This window comes from Burkholderia sp. SIMBA_062 (assembly GCF_046534765.1).
Taxonomy (GTDB): domain Bacteria; phylum Pseudomonadota; class Gammaproteobacteria; order Burkholderiales; family Burkholderiaceae; genus Burkholderia; species Burkholderia ambifaria.
On sequence record NZ_JAWRYD010000009.1, the window covers coordinates 179,550 to 198,308 of the forward strand.

Consider the following 18,759-nt stretch of genomic DNA (forward strand, 5'->3'; position numbering starts at 1 on the left):
GGCGTCGCAAAAAGCAAAGGGGCGCGGCTGCGGTTTTCCCGCAGCCGCGCCCCCGTCTGTGTCGCGCGTTATTTAGTCAAGCGGCGCGGAACGCAGGTCGCTCACCTGTTGCGGCGAGATCGGCGTACCGTTGTTGCCCCACGACATCCGGATATACGTGACGACTGCCGCAACTTCCTGGTTCGACAGCGACTGTGCGAACGGCGGCATCCCGTACGGACGGGGATTCTTGAACGTGCTCGGCGGGTAGCCACCGTTCAGCACCATGCGGATCGGGTTGACTGCCGATTCCATCACGATCGAATGGTTGCCCGCGAGCGGCGGATACGCGGGCGGCTTGCCCGCGCCGGTTTCGGCGTGGCAGGTCGCGCAATTGTCCGCGTAGATCTTCTTGCCCTGGTCGAACAGCGTGTTGCCGAACTGCTTCGACGGCTCGTACTGCATGTTCTTCGGCGCTTCAGCCTTCTGCGGGATCGACTTCAGGTACGTCGACATTGCGCGCGTATCTTCGTCGTTCATGTACTGAAGGCTGTTGTGCACGACGTCGGCCATCGGGCCGAACACCGCGCCCTTGTTCGACACGCCGGCCTGCAGCAGGTCGGACAGCTCCTGCACGTGCCAGTCGCCGAGGCCGAGTTCCTTGTCGTTCGTCAGCGACGGAGCATACCAGTTCTGCAGCGGGATCAGGCCGCCCGCGAAGGCCGCCGAGTTCACCGGGCCGCCCATCATGTTGATCGACGTGTGGCACATCGAGCAGTGGCCGAGGCCTTCGACGAGGTACGCGCCGCGGTTCCATTCGACCGACTTGGTCGGATCCGGCTTGTACTCGCCTTCCTTGAAGAACAGCGTGCGCCAGCCGATCAGCAGGTTGCGGTTGTTGAACGGGAACTTCAATTCGTGCGGACGGCTCGGCACCGAGACCGGCGGGACCGAACGCAGGTACGCGTAGATCGCGTCCGAATCGGCGCGCGTGACCTTCGTGTAGCTCGCGAACGGGAAGCCCGGATAGAGCAGGCTGCCGTCCTTCGAACGACCGGTGTGCATCGCGCGGTAGAAGTCGTCCGACGTCCACTTGCCGATGCCGTCCTTGTCGTCCGGCGTGATGTTCGGCGTGTACATCGTGCCGAACGGCGTCGCCATCGGCAGGCCGCCCGCGAACGACTTGCCGCCGCGCACGGTGTGGCACGCGATACAGTCGCCGACGCGCGCGAGGTATTCGCCCTTCTTGATCAGCGCGGCCTGGTCGGCCGGCGTGGCCGCGACGGCGGCAGCGCCGTGCAGCGTGTCATTGCCCGGCCACAGGACCGGCACGAGGGCGACGGCCGCGACGATCGCGACAGCCGAGAGTGCAAACAGGGACTTGCGTTTCATTGTGTCTGTCTCCCTTGCCTTATTGCGGTTCGCTGCCGCAGGCGAGCGGAGTCTTCATCGAACGCGCCGGGGCCGGCACGGGGTTGGCGGGCGCCGGTTGCGCGGCGAGCCACGCGGTCACGGCCGTGACGTCTTCATCCGACAGCTTCGACGCGATATCGTGCATGCAATCCGGTGCCTTCGCGTGGCGGTTGCCCGAGCGCCATGCGCCGAGCTGTGCGCTCAGGTAATCGGCGTGCAGGCCGACGAGGCCCGGGATCGCCGGCTGCATGCCGGTCAGCCCGGCGCCGTGGCAGGCCACGCAGGCCGGCAGCTTGCGCGACGGATCGCCTTGCGTGACGAGCTGCTTGCCGCGCGCGAGCGTGGCGGCCGGCAGCGTCGGCTTGGCCGGCGTCGGGTACGGCGGACGCTCGGCCGAGAAGTGCTCGGCGATCTCTTTCAGGTAATCGTCGTTCAGGTACGTCAGCAGGTAGTTCATCGGCGGGTACTTGCGCCGTCCGTCACGGAAGTTGACGAGCTGGTTGTACAGGTACTCGGCCGGCTTGCCGGCAAGACGCGGGAAATAGTCGTTGTCCGTGCCCTGGCCGTGAACGCCGTGGCATGCGGTACAGCCGCGCACACGCTCGGCCATCGTATCGGGTGCCTTGAGCGGCGCCTGCTGGGCGTGCGCTTGCTCCGTGGGCTTGGTCTGCGCTTGAGCAGCGCTCGTAAGGCCCGCGCCACCGATCAAGAGAACGGCGAGCAACGGACGGAAGAGGCGTCTTGAAGACACACGAGACTCCATGTTTATTCGTCGGGGACCTGTCCGGGCTACGATCGGCTCGGCGCATGGATGGCAGGGCAGCCGGGCTGCTGCGACGCGGCATTCTATCATCGATGGGTAATGACGGCTATTTGGCAAAAGGACATGGGTTCGTGTCTGTTTGCGACTTGCGACAATTTGCCGCGCTATCTGTACGGATGATGTGAACCGGCGTGCGCTTTGACCATCGAAGACCGTACACTCGCGGGTCGCGCGGCGCCGCCTCCGCCGCAGATCCAGTCATTTCTCCCGTTTCCGGATTCATCGATGACGTTCCCTACCGTGCCGTTGCCGTCTTCCCGCTGTCGTTCCACTTGCCGCCGCGCCGCGGGCCGGCCGTTTGCGGGAGGGCGCGTGCGATGAGGATCGACAGCTTGTGGATCGGGCAGGTCGCGCTCGCGGCGTTGATGGACGCGACGTTCGCGATGGCGGTCGGCTCGGCGCTGCTCAAGGCGTGGCTCGGCAAGGACGGCGCGCGGCCGGTCCTCGCACCGTCGCATCATGCATGGCTGCGCGCGCAACATTCACTGGTCGCGGCGGCGCTGGCGCTCGTGCTCGCCGATCTCGGCTGGCTCGTGTACGAAGCCGCGTCGATGAGCGGCGCGGGCCTCGGCGGCGCGTTCGATGCGATCCCCACCATGCTCACGCAGACGCATGCGGGCTTTGCGTGGAGCGTCGCGTTCGCCGGCGCCGTGGTGCTCGCGATCGTCGCGCTGGCGAAGCCCGAGGGCCCGGTCGCGCACGCGGTGCTGTGGCTCGCGGTGATCGTGGTCGCGGCCGGCAAGGCGTCGCTCGGCCATGCGGCCGACACGGGCCCGCTGTCCGCGGCTGTCGGCGTTCAGACGCTGCACCTGCTCGCCACCGCGGTGTGGGGCGGCCTCGTGCTCGCGGCCGGGCTCGCGGTGCTGCCGGTGCTCGGTTCGTCGGTTGCGCGCGGCGCACTGATCCGGATCGGCCAGCGACTGTCGCGAACGTCGGCGATCGCGGTCGTCTTCGTGCTCGGCACCGGCGTGCTCAATGCGCTGCGCGGGCTTGGCGGCTCGCTCGCGCCGCTCGACGGCAGCACGTGGGGGCGCGTGCTGTTGCTCAAGCTGCTGCTCGTCGCGCTCGCGCTCGTGCTCGGCGGGCTGAACCGCTTCTCCGCGCTGCCGCGCCTGCGCCGTACCGCGTCGACCGAAGACGCGCATACGTTCCGCAACATCCTGCATCTCGAAGCGCTGACGATGATCGCCGTGTTCGTCGCGGCCGCCGTGCTGTCGTTCAGCGTGCCGGGGTTCGCGGCGCTCGGCTGACGGCCGGTTCGGCGCGGGGCGCCGTCCCCGCGTGAGCTGCATGAGCCACATGAGTCACATGCCGCGGATGTAAAAGCGGCCGCCTGTCGGGCGGCCGTCTCGACCTGCAATGCGCGGCCGGTCCGCCGCGCAACGCAAGTCATCTCATCTCACCTCACCGCTGCATCACCACTCGGCGACGCTGCCGTCCGCATGGCGCCACACCGGATTGCGCCAGCGGTGGCCCGTCTTCGCCATCTCGCGCACCTTCTCCTCGTTGACGTCGATGCCGAGCCCCGGGCCCTGCGGGATCGCGACGAAGCCGTCTTCGTAGCGGAACACCTCGGGGTTGCGCAGGTAGTCGAGCAGGTCGTTCCCCTGGTTGTAGTGGATGCCGAGGCTCTGTTCCTGGATGAACGCGTTGTAGCTGATCGCATCGAGCTGCAGGCACGCGGCGAGCGCGATCGGGCCGAGCGGGCAGTGCAGCGCGAGCGCGACGTCGTAGCTTTCCGCGAGCGTCGCGATCTTGCGGCACTCGGTGATGCCGCCCGCGTGCGACGCGTCGGGCTGGATGATGTCGACGTAGCCGCCCGCGAGGATGTGCTTGAAGTCCCAGCGCGAGTAGAGCCGCTCGCCGAGCGCGATCGGCGTGTTGGTCTGATTCACGATGTCGCGCAGCGCCTCGGCGTTCTCCGACAGCACCGGCTCCTCGATGAACATCAGCTTGTACGGATCGAGCTCCTTCGCGAGCACCTTCGCCATCGGCTTGTGCACGCGGCCGTGGAAGTCGACGCCGATCCCGACGTGCGGGCCGACCGCGTCGCGCACCGCCGCGACGTTCGCGATCACCTGCTCGACCTTGTCGTAGGTATCGACGATCTGCAGCTCCTCGGAGCCGTTCATCTTCACGGCCTTGAAGCCGCGCTCGACCACCGCGCGCGCGTTGTTCGCGACGTCGCTCGGCCGGTCGCCGCCGATCCACGAATACACCTTGATGCGCTCGCGCACCTGGCCGCCGAGCAGCGCGTGCACCGGCACGCCGTGATGCTTGCCCTTGATGTCCCACAGCGCCTGGTCGACGCCCGCGATCGCGCTCATCATGATCGGGCCGCCGCGGTAGAAGCCGGCGCGATACATCACCTGCCAGTGATCCTCGATCAGCAGCGGATCCTTGCCGACCAGATAGTCGGCGAGTTCCTGCACGGCGGCTTCTACCGTGTGCGCGCGGCCTTCGACCACCGGCTCGCCCCAGCCGACGATGCCTTCGTCGGTTTCGATCTTGAGGAACAGCCAGCGCGGCGGGACGACGAAGGTTTCGAGGCGGATGATTTTCATGTCGCGAGTCTCCTGGGTTGCGCGGCGCGGACGTGCGGCGGCGGCGCCGGTCGAGTACGTGACGGTTATCCTAGCGTAGCCCGATAAAAAATAGTATTAATAGCACTATTGTGCAGATAGTGGACAGTCGCGGCATGCCCGGCCAACGGAGAACGATCATTCAACACGACCTGCATGGACAGACGTCCTTCCGCCTGGCGACGGCGATCCTGCGCGGCGACTATCCGCCCGAATCGCTGCTGCCGCGGGAGCCGGACCTGATGGAGATGTTCGGCGTGAGCCGCACGGTGCTGCGCGAGGCGCTGCGCACGCTGACGTCGAAGGGGCTGGTCGAATCGCGGCCGAAGGTCGGCACGCGTGTGCGGCCGCGCCGCGCATGGAATCTGCTCGACGCCGACCTGCTCGACTGGTACGCGCGGGTCGCGCCGCCGCTCGCGTTCGCGCTCAAGCTGCAGGAGATGCGCGAAATGATCGAGCCGCACGCGGCCGCGCTGGCCGCGCGTTCGCACGGGGAGGCCGCGTTCGACGCGATCGATGACGCGGTGCGCGCGATGGCCGCCGCGCGCAACGTCGACGAATGGGTGCGCGCGGACCTGCGCTTTCACCTGAGCGTGCTGGAGGCTGGCGGCAACGAGCTGCTGGTGCCGCTCGGCGCGTTGATCGACCGCACGCTCGAGGCGCAACTGCACCTGAACGCGCGCCGGGCGCACGTGTTCAATGCGTCGCTCGCCGAGCATGCGGCTGTGAGCGACGCCATTCGCGTACGCGACGAGGATGGCGCGCGCCGCGCGATGGCGTCGCTGCTCGCGATCACGCGCGCGCGGATCGAGATGTCGTGACGGAAGCGGCGGGCGATGCGGCGCCGTCAGGCGTTCGCGCAGCCGCCCGGCTTGTGGATGCGCTCCGTCGACGCCGGATACTTCGCGAGCAGGCTCGCGGGCCGGCGCGGGCGAGCGACCAGGTCGCCGCCGCAGTTCGGGCAGCGGCCCTTCAGCACCTCGTCGGTGCAGGTCGCGCAGAACGTGCATTCAAAGGTACAGACGCGCGCGTCCGCCGAATCGGGCGGCAGGTCCTTGTCGCAGCATTCGCAGCCGGGGCGCAGTTCGAGCATGACGGTTTTCCTTGGTTTGGGGCGGGTCGGGACGGGCGCCGCCGGACATTGCGTGCGGCGCATGTGCGCGCTACTGTACCTGCATGGATCGGCCCGGCCAACGGTGTCCCGCCTGGGCGCCGTCGTCGCGCACGGGCCGCACCGGGAGACGACCATGCTCTATCGCGGAAGCTGTCACTGCGGCGACGTGAAGTTCGAGGCGCAAGGCGACCTGCAGGGCGTGATGGCCTGCAACTGCTCGATCTGCCGGCGCAAGGGCGCGCTGATGTGGTTCGTGCCGCGCGACCACATGACGCTCCTCACGCCCGACGACAATCTGTCGACCTACCTGTTCAACAAGCACGTGATCCGCCATCGCTTCTGCAAGCGCTGCGGGATTCACGCGTTCGGCGAGGGTACGCACCCGAACGGCACCGAGATGGCCGCGATCAACGTGCGATGCCTCGAGGATGTCGATATCGACGCGCTGCCCGTCACGCATTTCGACGGCCGCTCGGTCTGAGCGGCGCGTCGTCGCGTAAGCGTGCGGGAGGCGGTCAGGACGGCTCGACCGGTGCGGCCTGCGGCGTGGGCGTTTCCGCCTGCGGTGCGGGGCCCGTCGTGCGCGTGCCGGCTCCGACCGGGCGCTCGATCAGCGGCGCGAGCGCCGGCGCCATCGACTTCAGCAACTGCACGGCCATCGCGCTCGTGAAGTCGTAGCGCGCCGCGTACGGCTCGTGCGCCGTCGCCGTCAGCACGCCGAAGAAGCGGTCGCCGAGCACGAACACGAACGTGCCGCTGCGGTTGACCTTGCGCGACTCGATCAGCCGCGCGCCGCGTGCGTAGACATTGAAGCGCTGGTCGCCCGTCCCGGTCTTGCCGTACACCTCGAGCGTCTTGCCGTCGGGCAGCGTGAAGCCGCCCGCGAGGCGCCGCGCGGTGCCGTTCAGCACGACGTCGCGCAGCAGCGTGCGCGCCACCTGGACGATCTCGGGCGCCAGCACCGGCTGCGGCTGCGCGGCCGCGCGCACGAAGCGCGTTTCGTACGGCGTGCCCTTCGCGAAATCGAGGCGCGTGATCGTCTCGGTCGGCGCCTTCTGGCCCCCGTTCGCGATCAGGCCGATCAGTTTCGCGAGCGCGTCCGGCTGGTCGCCCGATGCGCCGATCGCGGCCGCGAACGACGGCGTGACTTCCTCGAACGGATAGCCGAGCGCGCGCCACGCCTTCGTGATTTCCCCATACGCGCGCAGCTCCACCATGTGGCGGATGCGCCGGTCCTGGGTCGCGTGGTAGCGGGTCTTGTACAGCCACGAGTACGTGTAGAAGCGCGCATCGCGGCTGTCGCGCTGGACGTCGGCGAGCGGCGCGTTCGGGTGGGCGCGCAGGTAATTGAGCGTCCACAGCGCGAGCGGGTGGACGCTCGCGATGTAGCCGCGATCGTTGAGGTTGAAGCGGTCGATCGCGTACTTCGCGTAGAGCGCAGCGAGATCGTCGTCCGACAGCGTCGCGGCCGGCGTGCCCTTCAGCTGCGCGCGCATGTGCGCGCTGAACCACGCGAGCGATTCGTTCGGCGCGACGCTGCGCAGCACCGTCGCGATCTTCGGCGGCGACTTGCGCACGTCCTGCAGCATCAGCGCGAGCGCGTCGTCGGGCGTCTTGCCCGCGTAGCGCGTGTAGTAGCGCTTCACGTACACCTTGCTTTCGCCGTCGACGAACTGCTCGAGGTAATGCTTGCGCTGCTCCGGATCGCCGAGCCACGACGTCGACGGGCCGGCCGCCTTCAGCATTTCGTAATGGACGATGTCGCGCATCAGCCGCACGAACACCAGGTTGACCGAATGCTCGAAAGCTTTATGCAGCGTCAGGATGCGGCCGTTGTCCGACTTTTCGAAGTTCGAGAACACCTGCGCGCCGCCGCCCGTGTAGAACACGTCGGGGCTCGCGGAGTACTTGCGTTCGACCGCCGCGTCGAGCATCGCCTGCAGCGAGCGGTCGCGCGTATGCGACAGGTAGTCGAGCGCCCAGTGCGACAGCGCGTCCATCGGATCGGGCTTCACGTGCGCGAGTTGTGCGTTCGACAGGTTGCCGTAGCGCGCGTGCAGCTCGGAGACGATCTGCAGGTAGGTGATCAGCGTGCGCAGTTTCGCGGTCGAGCCGAGGTTGATGCGCCCGCCGCGGTTCACGTCGAACGGCTGGTTCACGCTGTCCGTCTGCACGCGCAGCATGTTCGCGCCGTTGCGATGCTCGTACAGCGTGAAGCTGTACGTCAGATGAGACGGGTCGTCCTTCGGCGCGAGCATCTCGTAGCCGTACAGGCCGGCAGCCTGTGCGCCGTCGCGGGTCGACGCCCGCGCGAGCCGGTCGGCGACCGCCTGCTGCACGCCGTTGTCGAGCGTGCTCGTGGCTTCCAGATCGAGCTGGTCGAGCTGGTACAGGTCGCTGATGCCGAGCGCCGAGAGCAGCGACGCGCGCGCCGACGACACGGCCTTGCGCGACACGAACGACTGCACGTGCGCGGCGGCCGGCGGCGCGCTGCGCTCGATCTGCGCGGCGAGCGCCGCATCGCGCAGCGCGGGTGAGATCACGCCGCCGTTCGACAGCAGCCGCAGGTAGCTGTCGGTCAGCTTCTGCAGCGCCGGGTAGCCGCGATTCAGGAAGTACGACGGCGCGCGCTGCGCGATGATCAGCGACAGCACCTCGCGGAACGCCTTGCCCTGTTCGTCGACGTTGTCGCCGGTCGTCGGCGCGGACAGGATGCGGTTCACGTCGGTGAAGTCGCGGCCGTACCACGCGGTGAGACCGTCGCCGATACCGTTGATCTCACCCACGTGCGGCCGCGCGGCGAGCGGCACCGAATTCAGGTAGCGCACCAGGATCGCGCGGCGCGCGAGCATCGTCTGCGGGCCGTTCAGGTACGCGAGGATCGACGCGGACGCGATCTGGCGCAGCTTCTCCGGCGGCGTCGCGGTGCGGCCGTCAGGCGAATGGCGGAACTTCTCGATCTGCGTCGCGAGCGTGCTGCCGCCCGGGCGCGCCTGGTGATGATTGACGACGTGCATCGCCTGGTCGGCGAGCGCGCGGCTGAAGCGCCCCCAGTCGATCGCCGGATTGCGGTTCGGCTGGTTCGCGTCGAGCAGGTAGCGATCCTCGATGAACATCAGCGAATCGGCGACCACGCGCGGCACCGTGTCGAAGTCGGCGTAGACGCGCTGCGGGAACACGGTCGCGAACAGCGGCGAACCGGTCGAGTCGAACAGCATCAGCCCGGTCTGGTCTTTCTCTTCGTAAGGAAGGAACAGCCCGCGATCGGCGAGCTGCAGCATCCGGTCGGAATCGCGCGCCTGGTGGCCGACGACGAAGCCGCGCGCGAGCAGACGCTGCTGGAACGCGGGAATCATCGAATAACCGAGGCGCTCGTCGTAAGGCCCGTTGGCAGGGAAGCGGATGTGGTCGCTCGCGCCCGCCTCGACGGTGTAGCCGACGTCGCGGGTGAGTTCGGACAGGTAGTGCGCCTGCATGCGCGACGTCGCGATCTCGGTCATCACGAGCCGCACGATGATCGCGACGGCGATCACCAGCGCGGCCAGCAACGACCACTTGATCCACGTCCAGACCGATGCACTACCGGTCACGCGCGGCAGGATGCGATTCAGTGGCCGATTCATGGCGGCGTCTCCCTGGAGGCACGGGCTCCGGCCGCACCTCATTAAGGATTAGTGTAGTCCTCAACGGCCGGCTGCCAAGAGCGGTTCACTACTGAGATGCAGCGGCGCAACAGGTGTGCCCGCACCGTGCACGGGCGGCGGCGCGGCCGCCCGTGGCCGGGCTGGCGCGGTTGCGCGGCGGGCCGCGGGTTTGTCTCCCGCACCCGTCGTCGATGCAAAAAAGGTGCGCGAGTGAACGCTTCTTTCACCTGACGAAATACTCGACCAGGTGATCGACGAAAAGCCGGGTCTTGCGCGGAAAGTGCCGCCGGCTCGGGTACGCGATATTCATCTCGAGTTCCTCCAGCCGATAGTCGGGAAGCAGCGGGAGCAGCCGTCCGTCGGCGAGATCCGATTCGACGAGGAAGTCGGGCAGCACCGCGATGCCCATGCCCGACAATGCCCAGTTCCGGATCAACCCGATGTTGTTCGACGACGCGGATTTATTCGGCCGCACGGCGACGCGCGCAGGCTCGTGATCGAACGACAGGTATTCGCCCGCGAAATCGGCATGGAACGTCAGGTACGCGTGCGACGCGAGATCGTGCGGATGGATCGGTGCGCCGTGGGCTTCGACATATCCGGGCGCCGCACAGACGATCATCTTGAGTCGCGTGAGCGGGCGCGTGACCAGCGTGTTGGTGCTGATGCGCTGCGACAGCACCAGCCCGACGTCGAAGCCCTCCGACACGAGGTCGACATGGCGGTCCACGATCGTGACTTCCGGCACGATGGCCGGATGCAGCGTCTTGAACGCATCGATCGCCGGTGCGAGCACGTGCATGCCGAACATCACCGGCGCGGTGATCTTCAGCGACCCAATCGGCTCGTGATGCATCGACGCGATCGTGTCCTCGACGCGGTCGATTTCCTCGATCACGTGACGAATCTGCGCGAGATACAGATGACCGGCGTCGGTGAGCGACAGGCTGCGCGTCGTGCGGTTCAGCAGGCGTGCGCCGAGCCGATCCTCGATGCCCATGACGAGGCGGGTGGCCGACGAGTTGGAGATGTTCAGTTCCGTGGCTGCACGCGCGAAACTGTGAAGTTCGGCTACTTTGATGAATAGCCGCATTGGCAGAAGTTCGTCCATTTTTTTATCAATAAATAGAATTGTTTGTTGAATTCTATCTGTCGATACGTTGTATTTGAACGGGCAATTAACGCGAATAAGTATTATGGAATGATGTATTGCTCAACTGCCGGATCCGTCTCAAAATAATGGCCAGGCGGGCCATCGGCGGGTCGGATTATATTGCTGGGATTTGTCCTATATACACTTTCTTTCTCAATTTGTATTTAGTAATTGTACGAAATTAGACATGATTTTTCTTATAAAGAAAATCAATATTCGTAGTGCGATTCGAATTGGATAGGACAGGACGCTATCGCCATAGAAGTTTCGCGGGATCGTACCGGCGCACAGCCTCGAGGAAGCAGGGATCAGGTCGTCGCACGCGACCGTGGTCAGCGCATCGCGCCGCGTGAGCACGCCGGCCGACACGGCCGGAATCGTCTCCTTCACGTCGATCGTGACGATCCGTTCGACGGGGCATCTGGCCGTCGCGGCGATCAACTGGCCCGGTGCATCCGCGAACGACCGGCAGTTCCAGGCGCGCGCGTCGGCATGCGGCACAAGTTCCGATCCGCGCGGTGGCGCTCGACCGCGCGGTGATATCCTCGCGAAACGCCCGCGACCGACGGGCGGATACCGACTGCCCGTACGCGGCCCGACGCCGTGCCGCGCGGCGTTTCCGAGGGAGAGCCGAACCATGAGCCGCAAATTCATTCTGAAGGGCGACACGACCGACCATGGCGGCGTCGTGCTCGAGGGCATCGCCAATTCGTCGTTCGACGGCCGCGAACTCGCCTATCTCGGCGCACCCGTGTTCTGCGCCGCATGCAAGACCCAGGGCGTGATCGTGTCCGACGGCGGCGAGCGGACGATGACCGTGATGGGCAAGGTCGTCGCGCTCGAACACGACCTGTGCCAGTGCCTGTGTACGCCGCAGCCGAAGCTGATCCCGTCGCAGGCCACGGGCACCCTCTCGGGCTGATGCCCGTCGAATCCGTGCGACGCCCGCCGCGGGCTGCCCGTCGTCACGCGCTGCCTTTGGTCTCGATCACCAGGATGCGCGCTTCGCCGAGCGGGTGCGCGACGTGCTCGGTGCCGATCGTCGCGTGGAATACGTCACCCGTTTCGAGCACCGTCGCGTGCTCGATGCCCGCTTCCCGGTAGCGCATCTCGACACGGCCGTCGAGCACCGCGAACACCTCCTCTCCGTCGTTCACATGCCACCGGTACGGCTGATCGGTCCAGTGCAGGCGGACCGTGATGCCGTTCAGGTTCGCGATGTCCAGCGCGCCCCATGGGCGCTCGGCGGTGAACGCGGTGCTGCGGATGATGTTCATCGTAGGTCCGTGAGTGTGGATGCCGCGCAGGGCGGGCGGCGTGGTCGCGTCGCCAGCCCTGCGGATTCGGTGTGCTCGGGATCAGCGCGCCATCGCGCGCAAGGCCGTGTCGATCATCTGCCTGCGCTTCTCCAGCCCTGCTGCCGAGCGCTCGGTCACCCGCTTCAGGACCGACGCGGGCGCGGTATCCGGCGAGCCCGCATCGAACGGCGGCGCCGGCGCGTATTCGAGCGCCAGTTGAATCGACTGCGCCTCTTCGTCGCCAACGAGTTCGGCGGCGATCGTCAATGCGAAGTCGATGCCGGCCGTCACGCCGCCGCCGGTGATCAGGTTGCCGTCGCGCACCACGCGCTCGCGCACGGGCACCGCACCGAGCGGCTCGAGCAGCCCGTGAAACGCCCAGTGCGTCGTCGCGCGGCGTCCGCGCAGCAGGCCGGCCACGCCGAGCAGCAGCGCGCCGGTGCAGACCGACGTCACGTAGCGCGCGGTGGCCGCGCGCTGCTGCACGAACGCGATCGTTTCCGCATCGAGCAGCAGGTCGTTGATTCCGATTCCGCCGGGCACGCAGATCACGTCGAGCGGCGGGCAGTCGTCGAACGTGCAGGTCGGCGCGAGCGCGAGGCCGCTGCTCGACGCGACGGTGTCGCGCGATTTCCAGACCAGATGGACAGCCGCGTCGGGCAGCGACGCGAGCACGTCGTGCGGGCCGGTGAGATCGAGTTGCTGGACGCCCGGAAACACGAGAAGGCCGATATGCAGGGTCATGCGAACACTCCGTAGGGAAGGGGCGCCGCGACCGGCGCACGATTGGACAGATCGATTCTAGGCGCGTAGTGTTTGGCGAAATTGCCATATCACCCACGTTTTCAGCCAATCATCATGTCTACCGCGCCGCGCTCGATCCTGATTCTCGCGTTCCCCCGTGCGCAGTTGCTCGACGTGAGCGGGCCGCTGCAGGTGTTCGCGTCCGTCAACGAACTCGCCGAGGAACGGGGGCAGCCGGCGCCGTATGCGCCGCGCGTCGTCGCCGCCGAGGCCGGGCCGCTCGAGACGTCGTCCGGCCTCGTCGTGATGGCCGATTCGCTGCGCTCCGCCGGACGGCCGGATACGGTGATCGTGGCCGGCGGCAAGGGCGTGCGCGCCGCGTCGCAGGATGTACGGATGGTGCGCTGGGTCCGGCAGCAGGCGCAGCGCGCGCGACGTGTCGCGTCGGTCTGCACCGGTGCGTTCCTGCTCGCCGAGGCCGGCCTGCTCGACGGGCGGCGTGCGGTCACGCACTGGGCGCGCTGCGACGAATTCGCGGCGCGTTACCCGAACGTGCGCGTCGAGCCCGATCCGATCTTCATCCGCGAAGGCGCGCTGTGGACGTCGGCCGGTGTGACGGCCGGCATCGATCTCGCGCTCGCGCTCGTCGAGGAGGATCTCGGGCGGGCGGTCGCGCTCGACGCCGCGCGCGAACTCGTCGTGTTCCTGAAGCGGCCGGGCGGGCAGGCGCAGTTCAGCGCGATGCTGTCGATGCAGCGCACCGACGATCGCTTCGGCGAACTGCATGCATGGATCGCCGAGCACCTGACGGCCGACCTCTCGGTGCCCGCGCTCGCCGAGCGCGTCAGCATGAGCGAGCGCAGCTTCGTGCGTCACTACCGGGCGGGCACCGGCCGCACGCCCGCGCGCGCGGTCGAACAGATTCGCGTCGAGGCCGCGCAGCGTTTGCTCGGCGAAACCGCGTGGCCCGTCAAGCGGATCGCCACGCGGTGCGGCTTCGGTTCGGAAGAGACGCTGCGGCGCAGTTTCGTGCGCGTGCTCGGCGTGTCGCCGCAGGGCTATCGCGAGCGGTTCGTGCGGTAACGCGCGGGCGTGCCGCGCGCGGCCGGCGTGCGGTAGCCGGGGACGGAACGATCGTCGTGCCGAACTGAACGAAAGCCGATCATTTTCCAGTCCGAAGTGCGTTGACTATTCAGAAGTGGAGAACAATGGGCGGGGGCTTGTGCCGCGCCCGTTGCGCGCTCTATTCTGTCCTGTTGGCGATTCGAAGGGGGCGCAGCATGGACCGCATCCAGGCAATGGAAGTTTTCACCCGCGTGGTCGACGCGAACAGCTTTACGCGCGCGGCCGACACGCTCGCGATGCCGCGCGCGTCGGTCACGACCATCATCCAGAATCTCGAGGCGCTGCTCGGCGTGCGGCTGATGCACCGGACGACGCGCCGGCTGTCGCTGACGCCGGAGGGCGCCGCGTACTACGAGCATTGCATGAAGATCATCTCGGAGATCGCGGAGGCCGACGCGAGTTTCCAGTCCGGCAACCGCAAGCCGAGCGGCGTGCTGCGCGTGCACATGCCGAGCTCGCTCGGGCGGCGCGTGGTGTTGCCGGCGCTGTCGATCTTCCGGCAGCGCTATCCGGACATCACGCTCGATCTCGGCTTGTCGGACCGCTACGTGGATCCGGTCGAGGAGGGCATCGACTGCATGATCCGGGTCGGGCCGCTCGAGGATTCGTCGATGGTCGCGCGGCGGATCGGGATGCTCAAGCGCGTGACCTGCGCGTCGCGCGACTATCTGGCGCGTCACGGCGAGCCGCAGGAGATCGCCGATCTGGCCGACCATCATTCGGTCAATTTCCGCGCGAGCCACGGCGCGCGGGCGATTCCGTGGGTGTTTATGATCGACGGCAAGCCGCTCGAGGTGCGGATGAACGGCAGTGTCACCGTCAACGATTCGGATGCGTACGTGACGTGCGGGCTCGAAGGGTTCGGGATGATCCAGCCGACGCTGTTCATGGTGCTGCCGAACCTGCGCGACGGCTCGCTGGTCGAGGTGCTGCCCGACTGCAATCCGAAGCCCAAGCCGATTTCGATCGTGTATCCGCACAACCGGCATCTGTCGCAGAAGGTGCGTGTGTTCGCGGACTGGCTCGCGGAGCTGTTCGAGTCGACGCCGGCGCTGGAGGGCGGGGAGAACTGGCGGGGGAAGGTGCGTGCGGATGCCGTGGAGGAGCGCGGATCGGTGGTGGCGTAGCGCCACGCGCGTGGCCGGAAGGATGGGCGACGCGCGATATCTCGTGTGCCGGATGACGCAATGAAAAAAGCCGCTGTTCCTTGCGGAACAGCGGCTTTTCGCATTTGGTGGCGAATCAGGGATTCGAACCCCGGACCTGCGGATTATGATTCCGTCGCTCTAACCGACTGAGCTAATTCGCCGAAGAATTGAATTATGTAGATGTGTCGCCGGGCTGTCAACACCTTTTTTCATCTTCCCCGAAAAAAGTTGTCGGCGGCCCGGGTTGCAGGCGGGGTGCCCCCGCCTGCCCGACCTCATCAATCCTGCGCGTAGATGTTCGAGTCCTTCGTCTCCTTGACGAACAGCAGACCGATCACGAACGTGGCCAGCGCGATCACGATCGGATACCAGAGCCCCGAATAGATGTTGCCCTTCGCCGCGACGATCGCGAACGCGGTCGCCGGCAGGAAGCCGCCGAACCAGCCGTTGCCGATGTGATAGGGCAGCGACATCGACGTGTAGCGGATCCGCGTCGGGAACATCTCGACCAGCATCGCGGCGATCGGACCGTAGACCATCGTCACGTAGATCACGAGGATCGTCAGTATCACGATCGTCATCGGCCAGTTGAGCTGCGCCGGGTCGGCCTTGGCCGGATAGCCGGCGCCCTTCAGCGTCGACGCGAGCGTCTTGTCGAATGCCGCGCCCTGCGCCTTCGCATCGGCCGCCTTGCCGTCATAGGCCGGGATCACCGTGTCGCCCACCTTGATCTGGGCGGTCGAGCCTGCCGGCGCCGCGACGTTCTCGTAGTTCAGGCCGGCCTTCGCGAGCGCGCTCTTCACGATGTCGCACGAGCTCGTGAACTTCGACGTGCCCACCGGGTTGAACTGGAACGAGCAGGTGGCCGGATCGGCGATGACCGAGATAGGTGCCTTCTGCGTCGCGAGTTCGAGCTGCGGGTTCGCGTAGTGCGTGAGCGCCTTGAACAGCGGGAAGTAGGTGAGCGCCGCGATCAGGCAGCCGGCGAGGATGATCGGCTTGCGGCCGATCCGGTCCGACAGCGAGCCGAAGAACAGGAAGAACGGCGTGCCGATCAGGAGGGCGATCGCGATCAGGATGTTCGCGCTGGCGCCGTCGACCTTCAGCGTCTGCGTGAGGAAGAACAGCGCGTAGAACTGGCCCGTGTACCAGACGACGGCCTGGCCGGCGGTCAGCCCGACGAGCGCGAGGATCACGATCTTCAGGTTGTTCCACTGGCCGAACGCCTCGGTCAGCGGCGCCTTCGACGTCTTGCCCTCGGCCTTGATGCGCAGGAACACCGGCGATTCGTTCAGCTGCAACCGGATCCACACCGACACCGCGAGCAGCAGGATCGACGCGACGAACGGCACGCGCCAGCCCCAGTTGCCGAACGCTTCCTCGCCGATGAACGTGCGCACGCCGAGGATCACGAGCAGCGACAGGAACAGGCCGAGCGTGGCGGTCGTCTGGATCCACGCGGTGTAGAACCCGCGCCGGTTCGCCGGCGCATGCTCGGCGACGTAGGTCGCCGCGCCGCCGTACTCGCCGCCGAGCGCGAGGCCCTGCAGCAGCCGCATCGCGATGAAGATCACGGGCGCCGCGATGCCTATCGTCGCGTAGCCGGGCAGGAAGCCGACCACGAAGGTCGAGATGCCCATGATCACGATCGTCACGAGGAACGTGTGCTTGCGGCCGACGAGGTCGCCGAGGCGGCCGAACACGATCGCGCCGAACGGCCGCACGGCGAAGCCGGCCGCGAAGCCGAGCAGCGTGAAGATGAAGGCGGCGGTCGGATTGACCCCGGAGAAGAAGCTCTTGCTGATGTAGGCCGCGAGTGACCCGGCCAGGTAAAAGTCGTACCACTCGAACACGGTGCCGAGCGACGACGCGAAGATCACCTTCTTTTCTTCGGCCGTCATCGGCGAGTGCGAAATTTGCCCGCCTAAGGTTGCCATGAATCGTCTCCAAGTCCCTTGATATAGATATGCGGCCGCCTTGGGTGGGCGGGGCCTGTCGACGATTATTGGCACGGAAACTTACGGCGCACTGACTTGCGGGCACAAAACGACTGCGCGTTAACCCGCGCCGAATCGGCCGCTTCGCCCCTCGATCGGGTCGCAAACGGGCGGTAAAGTGCCGGTTTCGATGCGATCGCGGCGTGGCGCGCGGTGGACGAGGCCCGCGCGTGTCAGGATGGATCCGCGGCGGGCGCCGACAGCGGCAGGCTGATGCGCACGAGCGTGCCGGCGAGGCGCGGCGCGTGCTGATAGACATGATCGTCGAGCGTCAGCGTGCCGCCGTGCTGCGTCGCGATCTCGCGCACGATCGCGAGCCCGAGGCCGCTGCCGTCGCCTTCGCGGCCGAGGATCCGGTAGAAGCGCTCGACCACGCGCTCGCGTTCGGCGGCCGGGATGCCGGGTCCGGTGTCCTCGACTTCGAGATGCACGCGCCGCGCCGCCTGCTCGGCCCGCACGCGTACGGTGATGCGGCCGCCTTCGGGCGTGTAGCGGATCGCGTTGTCGACCAGGTTGCCGAGCATCTCGCGCAGCATCACGGGATTGCCGTCGACGTCGAGCGGCGCGTCGTCCTCCGGGCCTTCGTAACCGAGGTCCATGCGCTTCGCGAGCGCGGCCTGCACCCAGTCGCGCACCGTGCGGCGCGCCAGCGCGCCGATTTCGACCGGCTCGAACATCAGCCCGCTCGCGCGGTTCTCGGCGCGCGCGAGCGCGAGCAGTTGCGTGACGAGCCGCGCGGCCTGCTCGGAACTCGTCGCGATCTGTTCGAGCGAGCGCTGCACGTCGGGCGGCACGGGGTGGCGCAACGCGAATTCGGCCTGCGTGCGCAGCCCCGCGAGCGGCGTCTTCATCTGGTGCGCGGCGTCGGCGATGAAGCGTTTCTGCAACGCCATGTTCTGCTCGAGCCGCGCGAGCAGGTCGTTGAACGACGTGACGAGCGGTTCGATCTCGGGCGGCGCGCGCTGCGCCTCGACGGGCGACAGGTCGTCGGGCCGCCGCGCGCGGATGTGCGCCTGCAGCGCATTGAGCGGCGCGAGCCCGCGCGACAGCCCGAACCAGACGAGCAGGATCGCGAGCGGCAGGATCACGAATTGCGGCAGGATCACGCCCTTGATGATGTCGTTCGCGAGTGCGTTGCGCTTGTCGAGCGTCTCGCCGACCTGCACGAGCACGGGCTGCGCGCCGCCCGGCTCCGGCAGTGCGACGGTCGTATACGCGACGCGTACGTCGTTGCCGCGCAAAAGATCGTCGCGGAACACGACGACGCCCGGCGGCGGGCGGTCCTCGTCGCGCGGCAGCGGCATGTCGGCCTCGCCCGCGACCAGCTCGCCGCGCGTGCCGAGCACCTGGAAGTACACGCTGTCGACGTTGTCCGCGCGCAGGAAGTCGCGCGTCTGCTGCGGCAGCGTCAGCTCGGCGACGCCGTTGACCGGATGGATCTGGCGCGCGAGCACGTATGCGTTGGTCTCGAGCGCGCGGTCGAACGGGCCGTTCGCGATCGTCTTCGCGACGAGATAGGTGACGGCGATGCTCATCGGCCACAGCAGCAGCAGCGGCGCGAGCATCCAGTCGAGGATTTCGCCGAACAGCGAGCGCGGGCGCGGCGCCTCGGGCGCATCGGTTTCGTCGGGCGGCGCGAACGGGTTTTCGTAACGCGCGTCGCGTGCATCGTCGGCGGCCGACGCCGGCGCGCCGCTCGGGCGGCGGGAATGGGCCGGGGTGGCCATCGCGGCGCGCCC

Annotated in this window: 17 protein-coding genes and 1 tRNA gene; 6 read left to right on the top strand and 12 right to left on the bottom strand. The window is 67.3% G+C overall.

Annotated features, from left to right (window positions below; translation table 11 throughout):
• Positions 1 to 72: 72 nt before the first annotated feature.
• Together SB786_RS12295 and SB786_RS12300 are read right to left on the bottom strand one after the other, a co-directional pair.
• The gene (locus tag SB786_RS12295) at positions 73 to 1,371 is read right to left on the bottom strand and encodes a c-type cytochrome (protein WP_006757973.1); all 1,299 of its coding nucleotides are present in this window, start codon (positions 1,369 to 1,371) and stop codon (positions 73 to 75) included.
• Positions 1,372 to 1,390: 19 nt separating this feature from the next.
• A complete protein-coding gene (locus tag SB786_RS12300; RefSeq protein ID WP_034176448.1) occupies positions 1,391 to 2,155 on the bottom strand; it encodes a c-type cytochrome in 765 nt (254 codons plus the stop codon).
• A gap of 377 nt (positions 2,156 to 2,532) precedes the next feature.
• Here SB786_RS12300 and SB786_RS12305 point away from each other — a divergent pair, with 377 nt between their 5' ends.
• Positions 2,533 to 3,465, top strand: coding sequence for a copper resistance D family protein (locus tag SB786_RS12305; RefSeq protein WP_410727686.1), 933 nt, complete (start codon positions 2,533 to 2,535; stop codon positions 3,463 to 3,465).
• A gap of 165 nt (positions 3,466 to 3,630) precedes the next feature.
• Here SB786_RS12305 and dgoD read toward each other — a convergent pair whose 3' ends face one another.
• Positions 3,631 to 4,779, bottom strand: a complete 1,149-nt coding sequence (gene dgoD, locus SB786_RS12310; RefSeq protein WP_410727687.1) for a galactonate dehydratase — start codon at positions 4,777 to 4,779, stop codon at positions 3,631 to 3,633.
• A 134-nt stretch (positions 4,780 to 4,913) separates the two neighbouring features.
• Between dgoD and SB786_RS12315 the strand changes: the two genes are divergently transcribed.
• Positions 4,914 to 5,618, top strand: coding sequence for a FadR/GntR family transcriptional regulator (locus tag SB786_RS12315; protein WP_410727688.1), 705 nt, complete (start codon positions 4,914 to 4,916; stop codon positions 5,616 to 5,618).
• Positions 5,619 to 5,644: 26 nt separating this feature from the next.
• On the opposite strand, the gene SB786_RS12320 is transcribed toward SB786_RS12315, so the two are convergent.
• A complete protein-coding gene (locus SB786_RS12320) occupies positions 5,645 to 5,890 on the bottom strand; it encodes a DUF1272 domain-containing protein (protein ID WP_410727689.1) in 246 nt (81 codons plus the stop codon).
• Positions 5,891 to 6,044: 154 nt separating this feature from the next.
• Here SB786_RS12320 and SB786_RS12325 point away from each other — a divergent pair, with 154 nt between their 5' ends.
• A complete protein-coding gene (locus tag SB786_RS12325; RefSeq protein WP_006757979.1) occupies positions 6,045 to 6,392 on the top strand; it encodes a GFA family protein in 348 nt (115 codons plus the stop codon).
• Positions 6,393 to 6,426: 34 nt separating this feature from the next.
• On the opposite strand, the gene SB786_RS12330 is transcribed toward SB786_RS12325, so the two are convergent.
• From SB786_RS12330 to SB786_RS12340, 3 genes are all read right to left on the bottom strand, one after another.
• Positions 6,427 to 9,534 carry a transglycosylase domain-containing protein gene (locus SB786_RS12330; RefSeq protein ID WP_410727692.1) on the bottom strand — a complete coding sequence of 1,036 codons (3,108 nt, stop codon included), beginning with the start codon at positions 9,532 to 9,534 and terminating at the stop codon, positions 6,427 to 6,429.
• Positions 9,535 to 9,778: 244 nt separating this feature from the next.
• Entirely contained in the window at positions 9,779 to 10,666 is an 888-nt protein-coding gene (locus SB786_RS12335; protein WP_410727693.1) for a LysR family transcriptional regulator, read from the bottom strand.
• Between the two features lie 195 nt (positions 10,667 to 10,861).
• Positions 10,862 to 11,209, bottom strand: a complete 348-nt coding sequence (locus SB786_RS12340; protein ID WP_410727694.1) for a hypothetical protein — start codon at positions 11,207 to 11,209, stop codon at positions 10,862 to 10,864.
• A 136-nt stretch (positions 11,210 to 11,345) separates the two neighbouring features.
• Between SB786_RS12340 and SB786_RS12345 the strand changes: the two genes are divergently transcribed.
• The gene (locus SB786_RS12345; RefSeq protein WP_410727696.1) at positions 11,346 to 11,630 is read left to right on the top strand and encodes a PAAR domain-containing protein; all 285 of its coding nucleotides are present in this window, start codon (positions 11,346 to 11,348) and stop codon (positions 11,628 to 11,630) included.
• A gap of 43 nt (positions 11,631 to 11,673) precedes the next feature.
• Here the strand turns inward: SB786_RS12345 and SB786_RS12350 are convergent, their stop codons facing one another.
• Together SB786_RS12350 and SB786_RS12355 are read right to left on the bottom strand one after the other, a co-directional pair.
• Positions 11,674 to 11,985, bottom strand: a complete 312-nt coding sequence (locus tag SB786_RS12350; protein ID WP_410727698.1) for a cupin domain-containing protein — start codon at positions 11,983 to 11,985, stop codon at positions 11,674 to 11,676.
• Positions 11,986 to 12,066: 81 nt separating this feature from the next.
• Positions 12,067 to 12,750 (bottom strand): DJ-1/PfpI family protein, encoded by a 684-nt coding sequence (locus tag SB786_RS12355; protein WP_410727699.1) that lies wholly within the window; start codon positions 12,748 to 12,750, stop codon positions 12,067 to 12,069.
• A gap of 114 nt (positions 12,751 to 12,864) precedes the next feature.
• Between SB786_RS12355 and SB786_RS12360 the strand changes: the two genes are divergently transcribed.
• Positions 12,865 to 13,833, top strand: coding sequence for a GlxA family transcriptional regulator (locus SB786_RS12360; protein WP_175703016.1), 969 nt, complete (start codon positions 12,865 to 12,867; stop codon positions 13,831 to 13,833).
• A gap of 197 nt (positions 13,834 to 14,030) precedes the next feature.
• Positions 14,031 to 15,002: a LysR family transcriptional regulator gene (locus tag SB786_RS12365; protein WP_410727701.1), complete on the top strand. Its 972-nt coding sequence runs from the start codon at positions 14,031 to 14,033 to the stop codon at positions 15,000 to 15,002.
• Positions 15,003 to 15,107: 105 nt separating this feature from the next.
• Here the strand turns inward: SB786_RS12365 and SB786_RS12370 are convergent.
• The 3 genes from SB786_RS12370 to SB786_RS12380 form a co-directional block, all read right to left on the bottom strand.
• Positions 15,108 to 15,184, bottom strand: a tRNA-Met gene (locus SB786_RS12370).
• Positions 15,185 to 15,301: 117 nt separating this feature from the next.
• Positions 15,302 to 16,960 (bottom strand): MFS transporter, encoded by a 1,659-nt coding sequence (locus SB786_RS12375; protein ID WP_410727703.1) that lies wholly within the window; start codon positions 16,958 to 16,960, stop codon positions 15,302 to 15,304.
• Between the two features lie 233 nt (positions 16,961 to 17,193).
• Positions 17,194 to 18,747, bottom strand: coding sequence for a sensor histidine kinase (locus tag SB786_RS12380; protein WP_410727704.1), 1,554 nt, complete (start codon positions 18,745 to 18,747; stop codon positions 17,194 to 17,196).
• Positions 18,748 to 18,759: the final 12 nt, after the last annotated feature.

Bases quoted from the DNA above. Each gene is read 5' to 3' on its own strand.
- SB786_RS12320 (WP_410727689.1), bottom strand. From the start codon at position 5,890: ATGCTCGAACTGCGCCCCGGCTGCGAATGCTGCGACAAGGACCTGCCG.
- SB786_RS12325 (WP_006757979.1), top strand. From the start codon at position 6,045: ATGCTCTATCGCGGAAGCTGTCACTGCGGCGACGTGAAGTTCGAGGCG.
- SB786_RS12315 (WP_410727688.1), top strand. From the start codon at position 4,914: ATGCCCGGCCAACGGAGAACGATCATTCAACACGACCTGCATGGACAG.
- SB786_RS12380 (WP_410727704.1), bottom strand. From the start codon at position 18,747: ATGGCCACCCCGGCCCATTCCCGCCGCCCGAGCGGCGCGCCGGCGTCG.
- SB786_RS12345 (WP_410727696.1), top strand. From the start codon at position 11,346: ATGAGCCGCAAATTCATTCTGAAGGGCGACACGACCGACCATGGCGGC.
- SB786_RS12350 (WP_410727698.1), bottom strand. From the start codon at position 11,985: ATGAACATCATCCGCAGCACCGCGTTCACCGCCGAGCGCCCATGGGGC.
- SB786_RS12300 (WP_034176448.1), bottom strand. From the start codon at position 2,155: ATGGAGTCTCGTGTGTCTTCAAGACGCCTCTTCCGTCCGTTGCTCGCC.
- SB786_RS12375 (WP_410727703.1), bottom strand. From the start codon at position 16,960: ATGGCAACCTTAGGCGGGCAAATTTCGCACTCGCCGATGACGGCCGAA.
- SB786_RS12335 (WP_410727693.1), bottom strand. From the start codon at position 10,666: ATGGACGAACTTCTGCCAATGCGGCTATTCATCAAAGTAGCCGAACTT.
- SB786_RS12330 (WP_410727692.1), bottom strand. From the start codon at position 9,534: ATGAATCGGCCACTGAATCGCATCCTGCCGCGCGTGACCGGTAGTGCA.
- SB786_RS12295 (WP_006757973.1), bottom strand. From the start codon at position 1,371: ATGAAACGCAAGTCCCTGTTTGCACTCTCGGCTGTCGCGATCGTCGCG.
- SB786_RS12355 (WP_410727699.1), bottom strand. From the start codon at position 12,750: ATGACCCTGCATATCGGCCTTCTCGTGTTTCCGGGCGTCCAGCAACTC.
- SB786_RS12360 (WP_175703016.1), top strand. From the start codon at position 12,865: ATGTCTACCGCGCCGCGCTCGATCCTGATTCTCGCGTTCCCCCGTGCG.
- SB786_RS12305 (WP_410727686.1), top strand. From the start codon at position 2,533: ATGAGGATCGACAGCTTGTGGATCGGGCAGGTCGCGCTCGCGGCGTTG.
- dgoD (WP_410727687.1), bottom strand. From the start codon at position 4,779: ATGAAAATCATCCGCCTCGAAACCTTCGTCGTCCCGCCGCGCTGGCTG.
- SB786_RS12365 (WP_410727701.1), top strand. From the start codon at position 14,031: ATGGACCGCATCCAGGCAATGGAAGTTTTCACCCGCGTGGTCGACGCG.